Below are 18,622 nucleotides of genomic sequence, written 5' to 3'. Positions count from 1 at the left end.
GGGTGGACCACGATGCGTGAGTTCGACGACCGGGCCGTCTCGACGACCGTCGGGTACGCTCTCTCGCTTGGCATCTCGGCGCTGCTCATCTCCGGCCTGCTCATCGCTGGTGGCGGGTTCCTGCAGGACCAGCGCGTCACGAGCACCCGCTCGGAGCTGACGGTCATCGGGCATCAGATCGCCGCCGACATCGCTTCGGCGGACCGGCTCGTGGGCACGGACGCGTCGAACATCCGGGTCCAGCGCAACCTCCCGGATCGGGTGACCGGTTCGGCCTACACGGTGGCGGTGGTGACGAGTGGAGAGACGCATCTCCGGTTGACCTCGGCCGAGCCGGAGGTGACGGTCCGCGTCGATGTCGAGGCACAGTTCGCCCCCGGCGGCCTCGAACAGACCTCGGTCGACGGCGGGGATATCGAGGTCGTCTACAACCCGGATGGCGACGACGAACTGGTGGTCCGTAATGTCTGACCGCCCTCGCTCCCGCGGCGCGTTCGCGCCGGACGGTGGGGGGGACACCGACCGCGGCGTGAGCGAGGTCATCAGCTTCGCACTCATCTTCTCGCTCATCGCCGCGACCGTCGCGCTGGTGTACGTCTCCGGTATCGGCGGGCTGGAGGACACCCGCTCGGCCGAGCAGGTGAACAACGCCGAGCGTGCGTTCGACGTGCTCGCGGACAACATCGGGGACATCCACCGGCAGGCGGCGCCGAGCCGGGCGACCGAGATCAAGGTCTCCGACGCGCAGATGGAGTTCGGTGACTCCGTCCGGGCCAACATCACGATACGGAACATGAAGGGGACCGGCAACACCTCAGTCGTCGAGTACCGGCCGATCGTCTACTCCGCCGAGGGCGGGACCGACCTCCTGTACTCGAACGGCGCGCTGTTCCGTGAGGACCCAAGTGGCGCCGTGCTGGACAAGAACCCGCCGTTCCTGCTCACCTATGACGCCGCTGCCGCCGAGAAGACGCTCATCCTGCCGGTCATCGAGACACGGAACACCGGCCCCGAGAGTACCGGGAGCCAGCGAACCGTCCTCGTGCGGACGTTGCTGGCCACCCGTGAGGTCACCATCGCCCAGGACGACCCAGAGACTCTCAGATTCAACACTACCGGAGACGACGCCAACGAGTTCAGAATCAACCCCGATTTCGATGGCGACGGAACCGACGAGATCAGCGATTTCGATCCCGACAACGACGGCAACCACGAGTACGGGAATCTCGATTCCGACGGCGACGGTGTTAACGACTACGGTGACCTCGACCCCGACGGTGACGGCAGCAAGGAGTACAACGTCACGGTCCGCATCCAGACCTCGGAGAAACGGAGCGATATCTGGCTCGACTACCTGGAGGAGCAGGTCACCGCGGCCGGCGGCAGCTTCGATGCCCGCGCCGGGTCCGGGGCCTGTGACATCATCGAGATCGACGGCGACTCCACGACCGAGACCGTCGAGTGCAGCCTCGCCGCCGAGAACGTCTATTCCACGGCGACGCGTGTGGACGTCATCTACCGGTAAGGAACAGTCCGCCGTCGGTCCCCGGTGTCCGCCGGGGCGTGCTCAGTCGACGGTGACCTCGACATCGTTCTCCGAGAGGTGGACGTAGGTGATGAACTCGTCACCGCCCGTGTACTGGATGTTGCCGGCGGAGGCACTCTCCTGGACCCCGTTGTTGTTGCTGTCGTCGACCGTCAGGTCGAACCCGGGCCCCAGCAGGGAGAAGTAGTGGTTGACGAGGCCGTCGCTGGACTCCTCGTCGCCGGTCGAATAGCTCACCGGCTCCCACGTCACCGGATCTGCGTCACCCTGCGTGTCCCCGTGCTGGTCGAACGTCGGGTTGGATTTGAGCGACCGCCCGCTCGCGTCGAAGTGGATCAGTGCGTTGTTCGAGAGCGAGGTGTACTCGAGTTGCATGTCGTTCTCGTCGCCGTTGTCCTCACGGGGCAGGTCGTCGCCGTCGTCGTCGTCGACGAAGGTGAGCGAGAGTTCGATCTCGTCCGCTCCGTCCTCGCCGTCGGCGTCGACGCAGTTGCCCGTGATGCCGTCTTCCTCCCAGCCGTGGTACTTGTCCGTCCCTGCGGGCGAGTAGAAGATCCGGACCGCGAACTCCTGGGTGTCACATTTCCCACCGCCCCCGTCCTTGCGGACGTGCATCTCGAACTCCTGCCCCCCGTCGTCGGCGTACATCGACCACTGGAGGTTGTTGAAGTTCGCGCTGTCGGCCTTGTCCGGGGTGAGCGTGATGTCGAAACTCGACATCGAGTGGTCGGCGACGCCGGAGACCTCGAGAGCGGAGCCGTCGCCCGGCATGTTGAACGCGCCGGTGCGCCCGGTACTGACGAGTTCGACCGCGACGAGCTGCCCGGTTTCACCGTCGCCGTTGGGGTCGGCGGGGTAGCCGTTGAGGAGTGAGCCGCCGGTGTCGCTGGTCTGGATGCGGCCGTCGGTGCGGTCCTCGAAGTAGTTTGCCCAGGCCTGGTAGTACTCGGATTCGATGTAGACGACGACGGTCCCGTTCTCCGAGGGGTTGCTGTAGACACCATTGCTCTTCCCGTTCGTGTCAGGGTACGCGACCGACTGGTTCGGGAAGACACTGCGCGGCTCGTCGGACTGCTGTACCCGGAGGTCGATGGCGCCGGAACCGCTCTGGGTTCCCCCACCGAGCTGGTTCACGCGAACGACCGGGAACGTCAGCGTCGAGCCACGGTAGTGGAACTCCGGCGGGGAGACCATCGTGCTCTGACCCTGCCCTGTCCGCTTCCAGACGCCACCGGACTGGTAGCCGATGGTCGTGTCACCGCGCTGGTAGCGGACCGTCCCCAGCGTGGACTCGTAGATGACCTCCTCGTCCTCGTCGCCGGGGGGAGCCGAGTTCGGGAGGTTGTCCCCGTCGTCCTGCCAGTTCCCGTCGTAGTCGATGTGGACGACCTGGACGTAGCCGGCGTCGGGGTCGACCTGATAGCTGCCCGCGGTCTGCCCGACGCTGACGGTCTGGGTGTTCGAGTCCCCGAGGGCGACCTGGGAGGTCTTGGAGTCGAACTGCGTCATCGCCTGCTCGGCGGCACCGGTCCCCGACGAGGTCTGGATATCGGTCAGGGCCGTTGCGCCGAGTGCCACCACGGTCACGACCCCGATGAGGGCGATGCCGACGATAAGCGCGAACCCGATCGTCGCCTGCCCCCGTGAGGGTCTTCCGTTCATCGTCCCCGACGAGGGGGCCACGAGGCATAAACTGCGTGGCCATCACGGGCCTCGCCCGGCTGTTGCCGCCACGACGGCCGGTTTCGGCGGGTGTGCTGGTCGTTTCCGTTGCGGTTCCGCCGCGCTATCCCGGGTGGTCGCCACGTCCTTCAGGGATGGGTCGGTGACAGCCTCGTGGCTGGAACGTCGCTGGAAATCACCTGCTGCCCGCGCCTGTCCATCCACTGTCTGAACGGCCGTTCATCATCGACGGATGGCATATTTACTGCTGGAATATCGTGGAAGAGTGGGTGTATGTGGCTCCATTCTCGTGAATATTCTCTGGTATGGAAATATATGTATAGTATAAGGTGTCATAGGTGGTGCCAGCAAACCCTCAAATAGCTGGCTCGTGCTACTGTGTCTCACAATGAGTGCCAAGAAGCCGACACTGAAAGACATCAGCCACACACCGCCGACCGGCGAGCCCGTCCGGGTCTGGGAGCGGGGTCGGAAGTCCACCGACGACGAGTAAGCGACGCCGCCTTTCTCGGCGCGCCCTCCCTGGCGAGCACGTGCTCCGTGAGCGTTAAGCACCCACCGGACGCTCCTCCACCGATGGCCGACGACCAGGCGACGCTGGGCACGTTCGCCGACAGCGACAGTGATGGCGACGAATCGGACGACGAGGGCTCGGCGAGCGATGGCCCTGGCGCTGGCCCGGACGGGGACGACGGTTTCGCGAACGGGCGGGATGAGGCGGCGACGGGGACCGACGCGCTGGCCGACGACCTCGTCTGCCCGTGGTGTCTCGCGCCCGCGGCGGCGTTCGTCGAGCGCGGGCTCACGGGGCTGGCCTGCGGCCGCTGCTCGGCGACGCTCCCGACCGGGGCCGAATGGTTCCGCGAGCGCGATGTCGTCGCGCGGCGGCCGATGTACGAGGTCGAGGACTGATGGTGACGCCCCGGGCCGTTCTCTGGCTCGGAGAACGCCGAAGGGGGTCTTATTGCTGGCGGCCGTGCGTGAACCTATGTACCGCGTCCAGAAGGCGCTCCTCTTCCTCCTCTGTCTTCTGGTCGTTGCTCTCGTCGTCTCGGCGGTCGCCGCCACCGGCCTGGGGTTCGCGCCCTGAGCGGGTGGTCTCCGGGTCTCGACGGTTCTGCGTGGACGACGGCGCCAGGACCGGCCGTCTCAGGACTGTCGCGCGTGCCAGCGGACGATTCCGACCGTCGCCGCCAGCGCCACGATACCGCCGATGAAGAGCGCGCCGCCCAGCAGCCACTGTGCCCGGAACCAGCCCAGCAGGAGCCCCAGACTCGCCGCGAACAGGCCCGCCTGCGCGAGCAGCAGGGCCACGACGAACGCCCGGAAGGTCCCCGACGATAGTGACCCTACGCCGTCCGCGAGACGCTCGCCCGCGTCGTCGTCCTCCTCGACGACCACCGAGAACGGGTCCATCACCCATCCATAGGTGCGAGCGGGGGATACTCCTTCCGGCGCCGTCCGGGTGGTGCCTGGAGGCGGCGGTCGCTGGTGGTGGTGTCGGTTGGTTACTGGTTGCTATCGTCACTCCATCCCACGAATGTTTATGTAGGGACAGCTAGAACCGGTTGACGAACGCGTCCGAAATCGAGGACGCCGGTCCCCATCCCCTACCCGCGTGACTGCTGTCACGTCTCCGGGGGCCTGCCGTGTAACCACGGGGTCGACAGGTGACAATACAATGGATGACGCAACTCCCTCCGCGGGGTACTGGCGACGGGTGGTTGTTGCACTGGTCGCCCTGCTGATGGTCTCGAGTATGGCCATCGGTGCGGGTGCCGGTGCTGCAGTCGCGGCAGCGGACGACCCGGCGCAGCAGTCCCTTCAGGAGGACGACGACAGTACCGGCAATCAGACACTCGACGTCGCCGATGAGATCTACGTCAAGGAGAACGGCGACGCCATCCTCTACTACGAGGACGAGACCGAACAGGAGACCGGCACGGAATCCGAACTGACGAACGGCGAGTACGGGCTCCATGTCGGGCAGGGCATCTTCTACGGGCTCATCGTGAGCGACCTCGAGGAGACCCCGAACGCGACGGGGTCGGCGCAGGCAGTGCTCGAGCCCGGTGCCCTGACTGCCGAGGGTGAACTGACGACTGTCCGCCCGCAGGCCATCGAGGACCTGAGCCTCACGGTCGACGCCGTCCGGACCCAGGAGAACAACCGCTTCGACGCGGACGGCCGGGTGGCTGTCGCCACACGGAGTGCGCCGTCGCTGCGGCTCGTCGAGTCCGCCGACACGTCGCTAGAGGCGACGGTCGCGCCGAACTCGTTCGATGCCACCGGGAGCCTGAACGCCCAGACGTCGACGCAGCTCGGTCAGCCGATGTCGGGCTCCTTCGAACTGGTCGAGGGTGAGGGCACGTACACGCTGGAGGCAGCCCAGAACCAGACCATCCGCGAATTCTCGAAGGACCAGTGGGACACCGAGGAGCGCGCCCGGCAGACCATCCGACAGCGCTACGCGAGCGTCGCCGAGCAGCTCGGTGGTAGTGCCACGGTCACGCTGAACTCCTACGCCTTCGCCAACGCCAGCCAGCGTGGCGTCTACCGGCTCGACGTGGACTACACGGTCGAGTACGAGGGCGTCGACGAGGGGCTGGAACGGCAGGCGGCGGCCTACCTCGCCAACTCCGAGCAGTTCAACCTCTCGCGCGAGGCCGCATCGGGCATCGCCGCGAACGTGACGCAGCTGGAGATCGAGCGCATCGCGGCTGACTTCCGGATGCAGGCCCAGTCCGTCGAGGGCAGCTTCGACTTCCAGCTCGAGAACTACAACGACGCCCTGCTGGCCGGCCTCGATGCGGCGGCAGCGTACTCGCCGCCGGAGCAGGAGGTCCCTCCCGTCCAGCCGGACCAGCTCGAAACGCTCCGCGCACAGATCGAAGCTCAGCAGGCCGCCGACCTCACTCGGACGTACTCGCTGAGTGCCTCGCACACTCTGGAGTCCAGCTCGCTGGCGGTCATCGAGCTGCAGGCCCAGTCCCGGACGGAGAACTGGGGGGCCTACGTGAGCGAACTCCAGAGCCGCGACATTCCGGTCGCGAACCAGGAGTTCTCGCTGGCCGCCGATACGTCGGGTGACCAGATCGTCGCGAACGGGTCGCTCAGCGTCGAGCAGGAGGACCTCGTCGACACCGCCGTCGACCAGTTCCTCAACGCGACGGAGACCCAGAACGCGACCGACGAGGACGTCGAACAGGCCCGACAGTTCGTCCGCGCCTTCCGCGAGGCTGGCTTCCAGAAGGCCCGCACCGACGTCAGCGTCAGCGAAGGGAACGTCACCTTCGAGGCGGGCGCGAAGTTCGAGGACATGGCCGCGTTCCGCGACGTGCTCCAGCAGTCCGGTCGGCTCGACCTCTCGGTCAGTCAGGTCGTCGGCCGGTCCAACGAGAGCGGCTCGCTGAACCAGTACGTCTACGTCACGGGTGCAGTCGAGGCCGGCGCCGGTGAGAGCGCCGTCCGCGAACTCTCCGTGGTCGACGAGGACACCACCGTCAACATGCCCGGGTCGTACGACCGCTCGTTCCCCGAGATGGAGACCGAGCGCGCGTACGACTACCTCGGGCTCGAGGCACCGACCCCGACGCCCACCGCGGGCGGCGGTGATGGCGGTGACGGTGGCGACGGCGGCACCTCCAGCGACGGTCAGCCCGGCTTCGGCGCCGTGGCAGCGCTCGTCGCACTCGTCGCGGCGGCCCTCCTCGCCCGCCGCCAGCACTGAGCGGCCGACCGACCCTTCTCACTTCTTTTGCGCGCCGACCCCCGCGTCTGACATACGTCATGCTGTGTGACAACACTTAACAAGAGATGGGTCGAGGGCCGGTGCAGGGAGTTCGAGACAGATGTCCAGCAGTTCGCGGGACGGCGAGGGCGAGATGGAGCGCTACCCGACCGTGGGTCCGGGTGCGGCGGCCTACGAGGGGTACGAGTCCCGGGAGAGCGACGACGGCATCCGCATCTACGAGTCCGGGCGTGAGGAGTCGGGCGCGTGGCTCGCCTCGACGGTGGCCATCTCGCGGCCGAGTCTGCGGTGAGACAGAGGACGCCTATCGCGCTGGCCCACTCGTCGAATCGCCGGGCGCCGTCACGTCGCCCCGCTCTCGATGGGGCTGCCTACCGGTCGTCCGATCGCCTGACGCCCGGGTTGGTGACGGCGCCGTTCGCCGCCGAATCGAAGGCGAAGCCGTACTTCGCGAGGACACCGCTGTCGTAGGCCGGTTCGGGCTGGTCCCAGTCCTCCAGCCGCTGCTCCAGTTCCTCGTCGGTCAGGTCGACCTCGATGGTGCGGTCCGGGATGTCGACGGTGACCACGTCCCCGTCCTCCAGCGCGGCGATGGGGCCGCCGACGAACGCCTCGGGCGCGACGTGGCCGATCATCGGGCCGCGGGTCCCCCCCGAGAAGCGGCCGTCCGTCAGCAGCGCCACGTCGTCCTCGTGACCGGCGCCGACGACGGCGGCCGTGACGCCGAGCATCTCGCGCATCCCGGGCCCGCCGCGGGGCCCCTCGTTCCGGATGACGATGACGTCGCCCGACTCGATGTGGCCCTCCTGCACGTAGCGCATCGCGTCCTCCTCGTCCTCGAAGATGCGGGCGGGCCCCTCGTGGTGGAACTCGTCCTGCCCGGTCGCCTTCAGGACGGCGCCGTCGGGAGCGAGGTTGCCGGTGAGGATCTTGATGGCGCCCTCTGGGTACTTCGGCTCGTCGACCGTGTAGAGGAACTCGGCGTCGATCTCCTCGTCGTCGGGCAGGTCCAGCTCATCGAGCTCTTCGGCGATGGTGCGGCCCGTGACCGTCAGCTGGTCGCCGTGGAACAGCCCTGCCTCCAGCAGGCGACGGACGACCACGGGGACGCCGCCGACCTCGTGGAGGTCGTTCATCACGTGCGTGCCGCCGGGCGAGAGGTCAGCGATCTTCGGCGTCTGTCGGCTGATGCGGTCGAAGTCCTCGATGTCGAGGTCGACGTCGGCCTCGGCAGCCAGTGCGAGCAGGTGGAGCACGGCGTTGGTCGAGCCGCCGATGGCGGTCTGGAGCGCGATGGCGTTCTCGAACGACTCCTTCGTGAGGATGTCCGAGGGCCGGCGGTCCTCCTGCACGCACTCCAGAACCAGGTCGCCGGCGCGCTCGGCGACCGCGTAGCGCTCCTCGGCCTCGGCGGGCGCCGACGCCGACCCCAGTGGCGCCAGCCCGAGCGCCTCGCTGATGGAGGCCATCGTGTTGGCGGTGTACATCCCACCACACGACCCGGCGCCGGGGCAGGCGTGCCGTTCGAGGTCGTCCAGTTCCTCGCCCGACATGTCGCCTTCGGCGTACGCGCCGACCCCCTCGAACACGTTGACGATGGTCACGTCGCGCCCCTCGTGCTGGCCGGGCATGATGGAGCCGCCGTAGAGGAAGACGCTGGGCAGGTCCGTCCGGATGGCGGCCATCATCATCCCGGGGAGGTTCTTGTCACAGCCCGCGACCGTGACGAGAGCGTCCATGCGCTCGCCGAAGGAGACGAGTTCGACGGAGTCGGCGATGACCTCGCGGCTGATGAGCGAGGCCTTCATCCCCTCGGTGCCCATCGAGATGGCGTCCGAGATGGTGATGGTGCCGAACTCGATGGGCATCCCGCCCGCGGTGTCGATACCGTCGACCGCCGACTGCGCCACATCGTCGAGGTGGACGTTGCAGGGTGTGATGTCGGCGGCCGGATTGGCGACGCCGACCATCGGGGAGGTGAGGTCCTCGTCGTCGAACCCCATCGCGCGGAACATCGCGCGGTGGGGCGCCCGCTCGGCGCCCTCGGTCACCTCGCGTGACCGCAGGTTCTCGGGTTTCTCGTCGTCGGGGCCGACCGCGTCGTCGTCCTCGGTGCGGCGGGGGCGTTGCTGGCTCATGCTGGCCGATTGTCGCGCACGGGGTTAAGTTCCGCGAGAGGGGGCGAGTTCTGCCCGTACGCCGGCCGGTCGAAAGCCGCTTGTCGGCGGGCCGCCCACGCCCGGACGATGCGGGCAACCGTCTCGACTGGCGCGCGGCTCCACGTCGGCTTCGGCAACCTCTCGCTTGCACACGAGCGCCTCTACGGGGGTGTCGGGCTGGCACTCGCGGAGCCGCGGGTCCGGCTCTCGGCGACGCCGGCAGAGACGGTGGCCTGTCGTGCGAACGGCGACGGGGTCGATACCGACGAGGTCCGGGCGTACGCGACGACGGCCTGCGAGCTGCTCGGCGTTCCAGGAGTCGAACTGGCGGTCGAGGCGACGCTCCCGCGGCACGCGGGCCTCGGGAGTGGGACGGCGACGGCGCTGGCGACGCTGGCAGCCGTCGCCCGGGCCCACGACCGCAAGGTGTGCCCCCGGGAACGCGCGCCCGCGCTGGGCCGGGGCGGCCGGTCGGGCGTTGGAGTCGCCGCGTTCGAGTGTGGCGGCTTCGTCGTCGACGCGGGCCACCCGACCGAGCGGTTCACCACCCGGCCGCCCGAGCAGGGCGACTGGACCGTTCCGGCGGTGCTGGCGCGGCACGCGCTCCCGACCGAGTGGCGCGTCGTCCTCGCGCTCCCCGACGCCGAACAGGGACGCCACGGGAGCGACGAGGACGACAGCATGCGCGCGGTCGTGGAGTCGGCGGACCCGTCGGTGGCGGACGCCCTCGCGGCGCTGACGGTCCGGCGGCTGCTCCCCGCGGCGGCCGAGGGGCGACTGGGAGCCTTCGGCGACGCCGTCGCGGAGTTCGGTCGGCTCAACGGGGCGTGGTACGCCGACGAGCAGGGTGGCGTCTACCGACCGCCGGCCGGGCGGGTGGTCGAGGAACTCCGTGAATCGCCGGCGGTCGCGGGCGTCGGCCAGTCGTCGTGGGGGCCGGCCGTGTACGCGCTCACGGACGCCGACCGGGCCGACGACGCCGAACGGGCGGCCCACGCAGCGCTCGACGCGGTCGGGAGCGACGGCGACGTGCTGGTCACCCGACCGCGGAACGAGGGCGCCGCTATCGAGGTCGAGTAGCGAACAGGCGGTGTCCGCGACCGCAACTCGGACCGGTCACCGCACTGGTCGAACCGGCCGAGGGGTGGCGTTCCCCCCGACCGGGCCGGCGGTCCGGGACGACTCGTCAGGGCACGCGTCGTCTGGTCCCGGTATCCTACTTAGGAATCAGGGTGCTGGAGAAGTGTATCGGTTGCCTCCGAACTATCGCGATAATTCGACAAACTGAATTTTATCAGAATATGGGCTTCTTTCGCGCGCCGAAAAGAAAGAAGGTTGCTTTCGTGGGCCGTTCCTCAGAACTCCAGCATGAGTCCGTAGCCGGCACCGAGGAAGCCCCCGTAGAGGACGAACCCGAGGAGCGTACCGCCGTCGAGGTTCGGGGCGGGCCCCATCGAGAACGCGGTGAGGTTCTCGACCAGCAGCGGCAGGCCCACCGCCCCGAGGACGACCGCCAGCGCGACGCCGTAGGCCAGGCCGACCGCCGTCGCAGTGGTGGTGACCGAGGCTTGCTTCAGTGCGGGCTGGAGGAGCTGGCGTAAATCCTTGTTCCGCGAGGTGGTCATGATGAGGCTGTTGACGTAGTCGTCGAGCTTGTTCCGCAGGAGCGCGACGAACAGGAGGCCCAGCACCAGCGCGAGGACGAACCACGCGACCCAGGCCATCTCGAAGCTCCCACCCATCTTGAACAGCGAGCCGATGTAGCGCATGTACACCGGGCCGCCGAGGTGGTAGATGGTGAGCCCACCGACGAGGCCGCCGAAGGCGGAGCCGAACAGGTAGGCACGGGCGCGGCGCGAGCCGACGCTGGTGCCGACGGCGTCGAAGTCGGTCTGTGGCTCACCCAGCGGGAGGCTGTCACGGTAGACGGCGGCGAACACGAAGCCGAATGCGACGTACGCGAGCAGTCCCAGACCGACGTACGGCGCGGGATACGGCTGGAGCGGGGTCACGCCGTCGATGACCGTGGGCACGAGCGCGGCGCCGGCGACGATGGCGTACACGAGGCCGTAGATGAGTCCCGTGGTGCCGGCGTCGAAGCTGCTCGTCCCGGCTTCGAACCGGCGTCCCGGGACCGCTGCGATGATGACCGCGAGTGGCAGGCAGACGATGAACCACGCGAGGAAGCCGCGCCCGGTGCTACCTGACCGGAGGATGGTGCCCAGCCAGAGGAGGTGCGGCTGTGCGAGGATGTAGAGCAGCACGCCGCCGACGGTGCCGCCGGCCAGGAGTCCCTTCAGGGTCGCAGTGCTGCGGATGTCGGTAACGAGGTCGATCTCGCGGCGCCGGAGCAGGCCGTACGCGGCGGCCGTTCCGAGCCCGAACAGGAAGTAGCCGAAGGCGATGGGGAAGTAGCCGATGGGCACCTGCAGCGGCCAGCCACCGATGGCGCTGACGAGCGCGGGCACGACGAACAGGCCGAAGACGGTCATGCCGATGCCGGCGAAGACGCCGGTCGAGAACGGTGCCTGCTCGGCTCGCAGGCCGGCCACACGCGAGACGGTCAGCGTCAGCAACAGGCCGATGAGGAGGAGGAAGACCAGCCCGCGCTGCTGGGTCCCGCTGGCGATGATGGTGCCGACGAAGCGGAGATGCGGCGGGCGGATGACGAGCAGCGCGAGGCCGCCGAGGTAGACGCCGGCGAGTGAACTCGCGACGGCCCGGGTCCCGTTCCGGCGGACGTACGCCGGGAGCACCGGCTGCTCCGAGAGGACGCTGGCGTAGGTCGTTCCCATCACCAGACCGAAGACGGCCCAGCCGAGGACGACGCCGGTCGGCGCCGGATCGATGCTCGACGGGGTGCTTCCGATGAGCGCTGGCACGACGAAGAGACTGAACAGGCCGCCGAGGATGGCGCCGAACGCGAGGCCCGTCGTCGCGCTCCGGCGGACGAACCCGCTACCACGGCCGACGAACTTCGCCCCGGTGACGGTGTAGAGGCCCGTCAGCGCCAGCGCCACGACGCCGAAGAGGAACATCCCACGGGTCGGTGACCCGCTCTGGAGGATGGTTCCCATGTACCGGAGGTGGAGCGCCGAGACGACGTAGGTCGTCACAGCTCCCGCCAGCGCGCCGGTCAGTCCGGCGTACGCCGTCGCCCGCCGTTTCCGGTTCCCTGTCGCACTCTGCGTCCCGCTGCTCATGGCCATTCCGGACCCCGCCGTCAGGATTCCCTCCATCCCGTCGGGTGCGGAGACGACGCCCGTTGCCACCAGCACGGCCAGTGCTCCCGCGAGGAGTCCCCCGAGGAGCGCGAGCACCACCCGGCCGTCCGCTCCGCGCCCGGGATTCCCACCGACCCCGGCACGGCCAAACACGTTGCTGTGCGTCACTGTCTGTCTACAAGCGTTTGTAAACCCCACCTAATAAAGCGTTGCGGGGGTGCTCTCCGGCGGTTTATACCGGCTACTCCGCCGGTTTCCGGCGATTCCGACCGACCCCACCTGCCCTGACCGAACTGTCCACCGCGCGCTCGGTCCGACTTTGGATTAAATGATACGTCGTATGAAGGGCCGAACGTTTAACCACGGACCACACGTGCGGTACGTCGCACCATGACAGCGGAGTTCGACTTCCCCAGCGAGGAGTGGATGAAGGAGTACAAGGAGCGCGTCAACGCCAGCGAGAGCTACGCCGAGACGGGCGCGGGGTGGGGTGTCGACTTCAACGGTGATTTCCTCTACGTCATCGAGGCCGACGGCCGTCTGCCCGAGACGCGGTACTTCTTCATCGGACTGGAGGACGGCGAGGCCACCGAGGCGATGGAGGTCGACGACCCGGACGAGGTCGACGCCGGCTTCGTGCTCCGGGGGGCGTACACGGACTGGATCGACCTCAACAACGGCGATATCGGCGCTGTCGACGGGATGATGTCCGGGGTCTTCGAGCTGGAAGGGGACATGCAGAAGGTGATGCAGTACACCGAGGCCGCGGTCGACCTCACCGACATCTCGAGCACGATTCCGACGAACTACAAGCACTGAAACGGGCTCTTTCACACGAGCTTCTTCGACGGCTCGGGTACCACTCGGCGTCGTGGAATCGCTGAGCGATTCCACGGGCAATCAGAACACGACGCGTTCTGATGACGCCAAAGAACGTTCAGAAAAATGCCGGCCTCCGTTCGCTCAGCCAGAGCAAGCTCTGGCACGGCCCTCGTTCGCTTCGCTCACGAGAGCTCCGCTCACTCCGGCCGGTGAGGGCGACAGCCCGAACGTCGTCGGAGCTTGCTCCGACGGTAAGTGAAACGCGCGCCTTCGGCGCGCGTATGCGAGACGCTATGCGACCTCCCGGACCTCTATTCCGGTCGCCCGAACGTATACCCGCAGCTGTGTGGACCGATAGGGCGCGTACCCGTAGCTTTCCTCCGGTCCAGCGTCCGTGCTGAAATCGTAGGCGTAGAGCTGGTTGCGTAGTCCCGGAATCGTATTCTCTATCACGTGTTCCGCCTCGAAGCGGGGTGCCAGGTCGTACGAGCGTTCTATAATCGATTCTCCCGATTCCTCGTCGGTGACGGACATCCGGAGGGTGACCTCCGAGCTAGTCTCGTTAGCGAATCTGAAGTCGTCCCGGCGTTCCGAGTCGGGGCGGGCGGTCTCCGTGGGTGAAGACTGTCCAAGTGAGGTGCATCCGGAGCTGAGGACGCCGCTCCTCCAGTACCGACGGTCACGAGGAGTCGCCGACGAAGTATCGGAGACATGTCCGGGGAGGTAAGCGTTCGCAGTAAGTGCCTTGTGTGGGTTCGCCGCCCGGGCTGTCAGTACTATCGTGGGGAGACGATGCCGGCCTCGGTCACACGCCGCGACCCTGCAGCTTCTCCTCCTCGGGCATGTCGACGTTGGAATCGCCCTTCATCCCCTTCCCGATGTTGGCGGAGATCTCCGCGAGGCGCTCGGGGTCGTCCCAGTTGTTGACGGCCTCGACGACCGCGCGGCCCATCGCCTCGGGGTTCTCTGCCCCGAAGATGCCGGAGCCGACGAAGATGCCGTCGCAGCCGTGGTGCATCATCAGCGCGGCGTCGGCGGGCGTGGCGATGCCGCCGGCCGCGAAGTTGACGACCGGGAGCCGGCCCATCTCGGCGGTCTGGTGGACGAGGTCGGCGGGTGCCTCGTGCTCGCGGGCCCACTTCTCGCGCTCCTCCTTCGTCGTGCCCTCCAGTTCGCGGATGGCGGACTTGATGGCGCGCTGGTGGGTGACGGCCTGGTTCACGTCCCCGGTGCCGGCCTCGCCCTTCGTGCGGATCATCGCGGCGCCCTCGTCGATGCGGCGCAGCGCCTCCTGCAGGTTCCGGGCGCCACAGACGAACGGGGCCGTGAACTCCTCCTTCTCGATGTGGTACTCGTTGTCCGCTGGGGTGAGGACCTCGGACTCGTCGACCATGTCCGCGCCGGCGGCCTCGAGAATCTCGGCCTCCTTCGTGTGGCCGATGCGGGCCTTGCCCATCACGGGGATGGAGACCTCATCGATGATCTCCGTCAGGCTGGCGGGGTCGGCCATCCGCGCGACGCCGCCGCGCTTGCGGATGTCGGCGGGCACCGCCTCGAGGTTCATCACGGCGACTGCGCCCACGTCCTCGGCGATGCGGGCCTGCTCACGGTTGACGACGTCCATGATGACACCGCCTTTCTGCATCTTCGCGAACCCGCGCTTGACGAGCTCCGTGCCGCGTTCGAGTTCCTCGAGATCGGTGGCCTCGCTCATGACAAACGGTTCGGTCCGGACCCACTTAACGCGTGTCTTTGCGTGGGGATGCGTGTCGTGACGGCCCGGTAGCGGTGCCGGCGCCGACTCAGAGGTGTTCGGCCACGGCCGGTGCGACACTCACACACGAGGACGCGCGCTCCAGCGTGTCCGTGCCGTAGACGGCCTCGATGTCCGCGCGCTCGAGCCGCGTCCGCGCGCTCGCCGCAAGCATCGGGTGGATGCAGGTGACGAAGACGCGCCCGACGGCGTGCCCGTGCAGTTGCGCGATGGCCTCGCTCATCGTCCCGCCCGTGGCGATGATATCGTCGACGAGGACCACGTCCCGGCCGCCGGCGTCGACCGCCGAGGGCTGCATCTCCACCGCGCCGGTCTCGCGGTCGCGATGCTTCTCGAAGTGGTCGGTCTCGCCGGCGCCGTACGCGTCCCGGACTGTCGCCGCGAGGTCGGTCGCGCCCGCGTCGGGGGCGAGGAAGAGCGGCTCCCGGAGGTCGTCGGGAAGTGGTGTCGCGAGCTGCGGGGCCGCGTCGACGGCCGTGAACGGGGCGTCGAAGAACTCGCCGACGTCCGGCTCGTGCGGGTTGACCACGAGGACGCGGTCCGTTCCCGTGGAGATGGCGCGCGCCATCGCCCGTGCCGAGACCGGCTCGCCATCGCGGAACCGCCGGTCCTGTCGGCCGTACCCCATGTACGGGATGACCGTCACGACCTCGTCGGCCCGGTCGGCGACGGCGTCCTGCAACTGGAGCAACTCGACGTGGGCGTCGCTGGAGTCCGTGCTCGCCACCACCACGGCTCGGGACCCCTCGAACCCGGGGACCCGCGCCAGCAACTCGCCGTCCGCGAACCGCTCGAACTCGACGGGTGCCAGGGGCTCGTCGAGGGCGGCGGCCAGCGACGCCGCGAGCGACTGCGACCCGGACCCTGGGACTATCATGACTGCGGCTCCCTCGTGCAGGGTAACAAGCGTTTCCGTCGGCAGGCGTTTGCAGCGAGGTCGGGGATGGCGGCGAGGTTGGCTACGAAGCCCTCGGTCGCTCCGCTCGCGAGGACGCCAGGGGGACGGTTTCCCGTCGAGCGACGCCCGTGGTCGTTCCAGCCGAGCAGGGTACCCCCACACCTCCCCGCCCGCTCGCCGGCGTGGCTCCGCACGGCGCTGACGCGCCGGCTCCGCCTGATGGGGCGAGCGGGCGCTTCCTGTGGTGGAACGGGCCGGCCGTCGCTTCCGGCTGATTACTCCAGCGAGACGCCGGGGACGGCCAGCCGCCGCGCGCCGGGGAGGCCGAGCGAGCGGTCACGCCAGCCGTCGCCCGCGTTCGCCAGGACGGTCCCCTCGGCAGTGACGGCGTAGGTCGCCTCGGGGCCGTACGCCACGTCGACGACGTGGCCGGCCACCGGGAGGTCGGTCTCGACCCAGGCGGCCTCGTCGTACCCCTCGCTGGCGGGCGAGCGGGCGTACAGCCCGTCCGGGGTCGCGGCGTGGGCGCGGCCGTCGGGCGCTGCGGCCACGGCCCGGAAATCGCCGGCAAGCGCGTCCATCCAGCCGTTGCCGAGGTAGTAGAGCCCGTCGCCGGTCGCGGCAAGCGGGCCCGCGGGCGCCACGTCACGGACATCCGCGAGGCCGAGGCGGTCGCCGTCGAGGCGGAACAGACCCTCGGCGCCCGCGACCATGTCGTCGACGATGGCACGCACCTCGCCCACTTCGGCAGTGGTCGTCCAGGAACCCGGCGCGGGGTCATCCATGTCGCCGACGGTCGGGTCGCCGTCGGGGTCGAACCGGAGGACACGGTCGTCGCCCGCGGCGTGGAGCGCATCGTCGTGCCAGCCGACGGCCGTCGCGTCGCCGAACCCGGTGGGGCGGAAGGTGTCGCCGGTGCCGAGGCGCACGTCGTCCTCGCCCGCGAGCGCGAGGTTGCCGTCCGCGCCGGCCACGTCGTGGACGCCGCCGCGGTGGGCCAGGCCGAACTCGCCGACGAGGTCGTCCGAGATTTCGACGCGCGCGAGCCCCGCGCCCGTGGCGACGAACACGGCCGTCGTGCCCGTCTTCGCGCCGTAGACGCGCTTCTCGTCGATGGAGATGTCGTCGTCGCTCATATCCGAACGCCGACGGCCACGCCCAAAGCGGTTGCCGTGCGGCTCCGGCTCCCGGTGTGGGCGAGGGCGTCACGGGATAGCGACGGCGGTGTGCTGTCCGGAACCCCTTTGACGCGACCGGACGGACGCCCACCCGAATGGAGGTGTTCGGTTCCAGCGGGGTCCGCGGTGTGGTCGGTGACCTGATGACGCCCGCGTTCGTCGGCCGGGTCGCGCGCGCCGCCGGTGCAGTCTGGCGCGAGGACGACCCGGGGACTGACCGGCCGGTGGCCGCCCTCGCCCGCGACACCCGCCGGACTGGCGAGACGTTCGCGGATGCCGCGGCCGCCGGCCTGACCAGCGTCGGCATCGATGTCCACCGACTCGGCGTCGTTCCCACGCCGGGGTTGCAGGCGTACGACGAGTACAAGGGGGTGCCGGGCCTGATGGTGACGGCCAGCCACAATCCGCCCGAGTACAACGGGGTGAAGCTCATCGGTGCCGACGGCATCGAACTGGACCGCGCGGAACTCGAGCGCGTCGAGGCCCACGTCCGCGCGATGCGTTCCGACGGCGCTGTCGGCCCGGCCCACGCCTCGTGGGACGAGACCGGCCGGAGCTACCGCATCGAGAACGCCAGGCGGCAGTACGTCGAGAGCGTCCTCGATGCGGTCGACCGCGAGGCCATCGCCAGCGCCGACCTGACGGTCGCGCTCGACCCCGGTCACGGGGCCGGCGCACTCACCTCGCCCGACCTGTTCCGCGAACTCGGCTGTGAGGTCGTCACGGTCAACGCCACACCGGACGGCCACTTCCCGGGACGGGACCCCGAACCCGTCCCCGACAACCTCGCGGACCTCGGCCGTCTCGTCCGGGCCCGCGGCGCCGATATCGGCATCGCCCACGACGGCGACGCCGACCGTGCCATCTTCTACGACGCCGCCGGCGACCCCGTCGAGGGTGACGCCACCCTCGCGGCGCTGGCCGCCGCGGACCTGGAACCGGGGGACGCCACCGTCTCCGCCGTGAACGTCTCTCAGCGGCTCGTCGAGGCCGCCCGCCGGGCCGACGCGGACCTCGAACTCACGCCCATCGGGAGCACGCACATCATCACGCGCATCGAGGAACTGCAGGCCGAGGGGACCCACGTCCCGGTCGCCGGCGAGGGGAACGGGGGCGTCCTCTTCCCGCCCTACCGCCTCGCCCGCGACGGCGCCTACACGGCCGCCCGCTTCTGCGAGTTGCTGGCCGGCCACGGCGACATCGCGGGCGTCGCCGACGGCCGCCGGACGGTCCGGGAGGTGGTCGCCCCGTTCGACGGCTACGAGAACGTCCGCCTGAACGTCGGCCACTCCGGCGGCGCGGAGCGCGAGGCGATGCTCGAGGCCATCGAGACCCACGCCGCCGCGGCGGACGCCGAGGTCACGACCATCGACGGCTACCGCCTCGACTTCGGCGACGCCTGGGTGCTGGCCCGGGAATCGGGGACGGAACCGCTCATCCGGGTGTACGCCGAGGCCCCGAGCCGCGAGCGAGCGGAGGCGCTCGCCCACGCGATGCGGGACGATATCCTCACGGCAGCAGACTAGTCCCAGGATATCTCGAATAGTTCCTCGATATCCATCTAACTCTACTCGAAGAACTTATATC

17 protein-coding genes are annotated in these 18,622 nt (G+C 68.9%); 9 read left to right on the top strand and 8 right to left on the bottom strand.

Going from position 1 to position 18,622, the window contains the following annotated elements:
* Positions 1-12: 12 nt before the first annotated feature.
* Together NL115_RS05330 and NL115_RS05325 are read left to right on the top strand one after the other, a co-directional pair.
* Complete coding sequence (locus NL115_RS05330; RefSeq protein WP_254832164.1) at positions 13-471, top strand: DUF7266 family protein; 459 nt, start codon at positions 13-15, stop codon at positions 469-471.
* On the top strand, positions 464-1,525 hold the full coding sequence (locus tag NL115_RS05325; RefSeq protein ID WP_254832163.1) for a DUF7289 family protein: 1,062 nt from the start codon (positions 464-466) through the stop codon (positions 1,523-1,525). The genes NL115_RS05330 and NL115_RS05325 overlap by 8 nt, the downstream gene beginning before the upstream one ends.
* A 42-nt stretch (positions 1,526-1,567) precedes the next feature.
* Here NL115_RS05325 and NL115_RS05320 read toward each other — a convergent pair whose 3' ends face one another.
* The gene (locus tag NL115_RS05320; protein ID WP_254832162.1) at positions 1,568-3,208 is read right to left on the bottom strand and encodes a DUF7289 family protein; all 1,641 of its coding nucleotides are present in this window, start codon (positions 3,206-3,208) and stop codon (positions 1,568-1,570) included.
* Positions 3,209-3,617: 409 nt separating this feature from the next.
* Between NL115_RS05320 and NL115_RS20825 the strand changes: the two genes are divergently transcribed.
* Together NL115_RS20825 and NL115_RS05315 are read left to right on the top strand one after the other, a co-directional pair.
* Positions 3,618-3,722, top strand: a complete 105-nt coding sequence (locus NL115_RS20825) for a DUF7989 family protein (RefSeq protein ID WP_491536941.1) — start codon at positions 3,618-3,620, stop codon at positions 3,720-3,722.
* An 83-nt stretch (positions 3,723-3,805) separates the two neighbouring features.
* Positions 3,806-4,141 (top strand): hypothetical protein, encoded by a 336-nt coding sequence (locus NL115_RS05315; protein ID WP_254832161.1) that lies wholly within the window; start codon positions 3,806-3,808, stop codon positions 4,139-4,141.
* A 237-nt stretch (positions 4,142-4,378) separates the two neighbouring features.
* Here the strand turns inward: NL115_RS05315 and NL115_RS05310 are convergent, their stop codons facing one another.
* Positions 4,379-4,645 (bottom strand): DUF7322 domain-containing protein, encoded by a 267-nt coding sequence (locus NL115_RS05310; protein WP_254832160.1) that lies wholly within the window; start codon positions 4,643-4,645, stop codon positions 4,379-4,381.
* Between the two features lie 265 nt (positions 4,646-4,910).
* Here NL115_RS05310 and NL115_RS05305 point away from each other — a divergent pair, with 265 nt between their 5' ends.
* A complete protein-coding gene (locus tag NL115_RS05305) occupies positions 4,911-6,959 on the top strand; it encodes a PGF-CTERM sorting domain-containing protein (protein ID WP_254832159.1) in 2,049 nt (682 codons plus the stop codon).
* Positions 6,960-7,080: 121 nt separating this feature from the next.
* The gene (locus tag NL115_RS05300; protein WP_254832158.1) at positions 7,081-7,272 is read left to right on the top strand and encodes a hypothetical protein; all 192 of its coding nucleotides are present in this window, start codon (positions 7,081-7,083) and stop codon (positions 7,270-7,272) included.
* A gap of 79 nt (positions 7,273-7,351) precedes the next feature.
* On the opposite strand, the gene ilvD is transcribed toward NL115_RS05300, so the two are convergent.
* Positions 7,352-9,118: a dihydroxy-acid dehydratase gene (ilvD, locus tag NL115_RS05295; RefSeq protein ID WP_254832157.1), complete on the bottom strand. Its 1,767-nt coding sequence runs from the start codon at positions 9,116-9,118 to the stop codon at positions 7,352-7,354.
* Positions 9,119-9,226: 108 nt separating this feature from the next.
* Here ilvD and NL115_RS05290 point away from each other — a divergent pair, with 108 nt between their 5' ends.
* Positions 9,227-10,219 (top strand): beta-ribofuranosylaminobenzene 5'-phosphate synthase family protein, encoded by a 993-nt coding sequence (locus NL115_RS05290; protein ID WP_254832156.1) that lies wholly within the window; start codon positions 9,227-9,229, stop codon positions 10,217-10,219.
* Positions 10,220-10,494: 275 nt separating this feature from the next.
* Here NL115_RS05290 and NL115_RS05285 read toward each other — a convergent pair whose 3' ends face one another.
* Positions 10,495-12,516: a hypothetical protein gene (locus NL115_RS05285; RefSeq protein WP_254832155.1), complete on the bottom strand. Its 2,022-nt coding sequence runs from the start codon at positions 12,514-12,516 to the stop codon at positions 10,495-10,497.
* Positions 12,517-12,753: 237 nt separating this feature from the next.
* Between NL115_RS05285 and NL115_RS05280 the strand changes: the two genes are divergently transcribed.
* Positions 12,754-13,182 (top strand): SCP2 sterol-binding domain-containing protein, encoded by a 429-nt coding sequence (locus tag NL115_RS05280; protein WP_254832154.1) that lies wholly within the window; start codon positions 12,754-12,756, stop codon positions 13,180-13,182.
* Between the two features lie 294 nt (positions 13,183-13,476).
* Here NL115_RS05280 and NL115_RS05275 read toward each other — a convergent pair whose 3' ends face one another.
* The 4 genes from NL115_RS05275 to NL115_RS05260 all read right to left on the bottom strand — a co-directional run bounded on the left by NL115_RS05275 (position 13,477) and on the right by NL115_RS05260 (position 16,993).
* Positions 13,477-13,719 carry a hypothetical protein gene (locus NL115_RS05275; protein WP_254832153.1) on the bottom strand — a complete coding sequence of 81 codons (243 nt, stop codon included), beginning with the start codon at positions 13,717-13,719 and terminating at the stop codon, positions 13,477-13,479.
* A 271-nt stretch (positions 13,720-13,990) separates the two neighbouring features.
* On the bottom strand, positions 13,991-14,899 hold the full coding sequence (pdxS, locus tag NL115_RS05270; protein ID WP_254832152.1) for a pyridoxal 5'-phosphate synthase lyase subunit PdxS: 909 nt from the start codon (positions 14,897-14,899) through the stop codon (positions 13,991-13,993).
* Between the two features lie 88 nt (positions 14,900-14,987).
* The gene (gene prs / locus NL115_RS05265; RefSeq protein ID WP_254832151.1) at positions 14,988-15,836 is read right to left on the bottom strand and encodes a ribose-phosphate diphosphokinase; all 849 of its coding nucleotides are present in this window, start codon (positions 15,834-15,836) and stop codon (positions 14,988-14,990) included.
* Between the two features lie 296 nt (positions 15,837-16,132).
* The gene (locus NL115_RS05260; protein WP_254832150.1) at positions 16,133-16,993 is read right to left on the bottom strand and encodes an HVO_0234 family beta-propeller protein; all 861 of its coding nucleotides are present in this window, start codon (positions 16,991-16,993) and stop codon (positions 16,133-16,135) included.
* 137 nt (positions 16,994-17,130) lie between these two features.
* Between NL115_RS05260 and glmM the strand changes: the two genes are divergently transcribed.
* Positions 17,131-18,561, top strand: coding sequence for a phosphoglucosamine mutase (glmM, locus tag NL115_RS05255; protein ID WP_254832149.1), 1,431 nt, complete (start codon positions 17,131-17,133; stop codon positions 18,559-18,561).
* Positions 18,562-18,622 lie beyond the last annotated feature (61 nt).

The organism is Haloglomus salinum (assembly GCF_024298825.1).
Lineage (GTDB): Archaea > Halobacteriota > Halobacteria > Halobacteriales > Haloarculaceae > Haloglomus > Haloglomus salinum.
Note: the sequence above shows the minus strand (reverse complement) of the source record. Positions and strands in the feature narration are given on the sequence as shown.

What these genes read in the sequence shown, in the direction of transcription:
- NL115_RS05330 (WP_254832164.1), top strand. Translation starts at nt 13, where the DNA reads ATGCGTGAGTTCGACGACCGGGCCGTCTCGACGACCGTCGGGTACGCT.
- NL115_RS05325 (WP_254832163.1), top strand. Translation starts at nt 464, where the DNA reads ATGTCTGACCGCCCTCGCTCCCGCGGCGCGTTCGCGCCGGACGGTGGG.
- NL115_RS05320 (WP_254832162.1), bottom strand. Translation starts at nt 3,208, where the DNA reads ATGAACGGAAGACCCTCACGGGGGCAGGCGACGATCGGGTTCGCGCTT.
- NL115_RS20825 (WP_491536941.1), top strand. Translation starts at nt 3,618, where the DNA reads ATGAGTGCCAAGAAGCCGACACTGAAAGACATCAGCCACACACCGCCG.
- NL115_RS05315 (WP_254832161.1), top strand. Translation starts at nt 3,806, where the DNA reads ATGGCCGACGACCAGGCGACGCTGGGCACGTTCGCCGACAGCGACAGT.
- NL115_RS05310 (WP_254832160.1), bottom strand. Translation starts at nt 4,645, where the DNA reads ATGGACCCGTTCTCGGTGGTCGTCGAGGAGGACGACGACGCGGGCGAG.
- NL115_RS05305 (WP_254832159.1), top strand. Translation starts at nt 4,911, where the DNA reads ATGGATGACGCAACTCCCTCCGCGGGGTACTGGCGACGGGTGGTTGTT.
- NL115_RS05300 (WP_254832158.1), top strand. Translation starts at nt 7,081, where the DNA reads ATGTCCAGCAGTTCGCGGGACGGCGAGGGCGAGATGGAGCGCTACCCG.
- ilvD (WP_254832157.1), bottom strand. Translation starts at nt 9,118, where the DNA reads ATGAGCCAGCAACGCCCCCGCCGCACCGAGGACGACGACGCGGTCGGC.
- NL115_RS05290 (WP_254832156.1), top strand. Translation starts at nt 9,227, where the DNA reads ATGCGGGCAACCGTCTCGACTGGCGCGCGGCTCCACGTCGGCTTCGGC.
- NL115_RS05280 (WP_254832154.1), top strand. Translation starts at nt 12,754, where the DNA reads ATGACAGCGGAGTTCGACTTCCCCAGCGAGGAGTGGATGAAGGAGTAC.
- NL115_RS05275 (WP_254832153.1), bottom strand. Translation starts at nt 13,719, where the DNA reads ATGTCCGTCACCGACGAGGAATCGGGAGAATCGATTATAGAACGCTCG.
- pdxS (WP_254832152.1), bottom strand. Translation starts at nt 14,899, where the DNA reads ATGAGCGAGGCCACCGATCTCGAGGAACTCGAACGCGGCACGGAGCTC.
- prs (WP_254832151.1), bottom strand. Translation starts at nt 15,836, where the DNA reads ATGATAGTCCCAGGGTCCGGGTCGCAGTCGCTCGCGGCGTCGCTGGCC.
- NL115_RS05260 (WP_254832150.1), bottom strand. Translation starts at nt 16,993, where the DNA reads ATGAGCGACGACGACATCTCCATCGACGAGAAGCGCGTCTACGGCGCG.
- glmM (WP_254832149.1), top strand. Translation starts at nt 17,131, where the DNA reads ATGGAGGTGTTCGGTTCCAGCGGGGTCCGCGGTGTGGTCGGTGACCTG.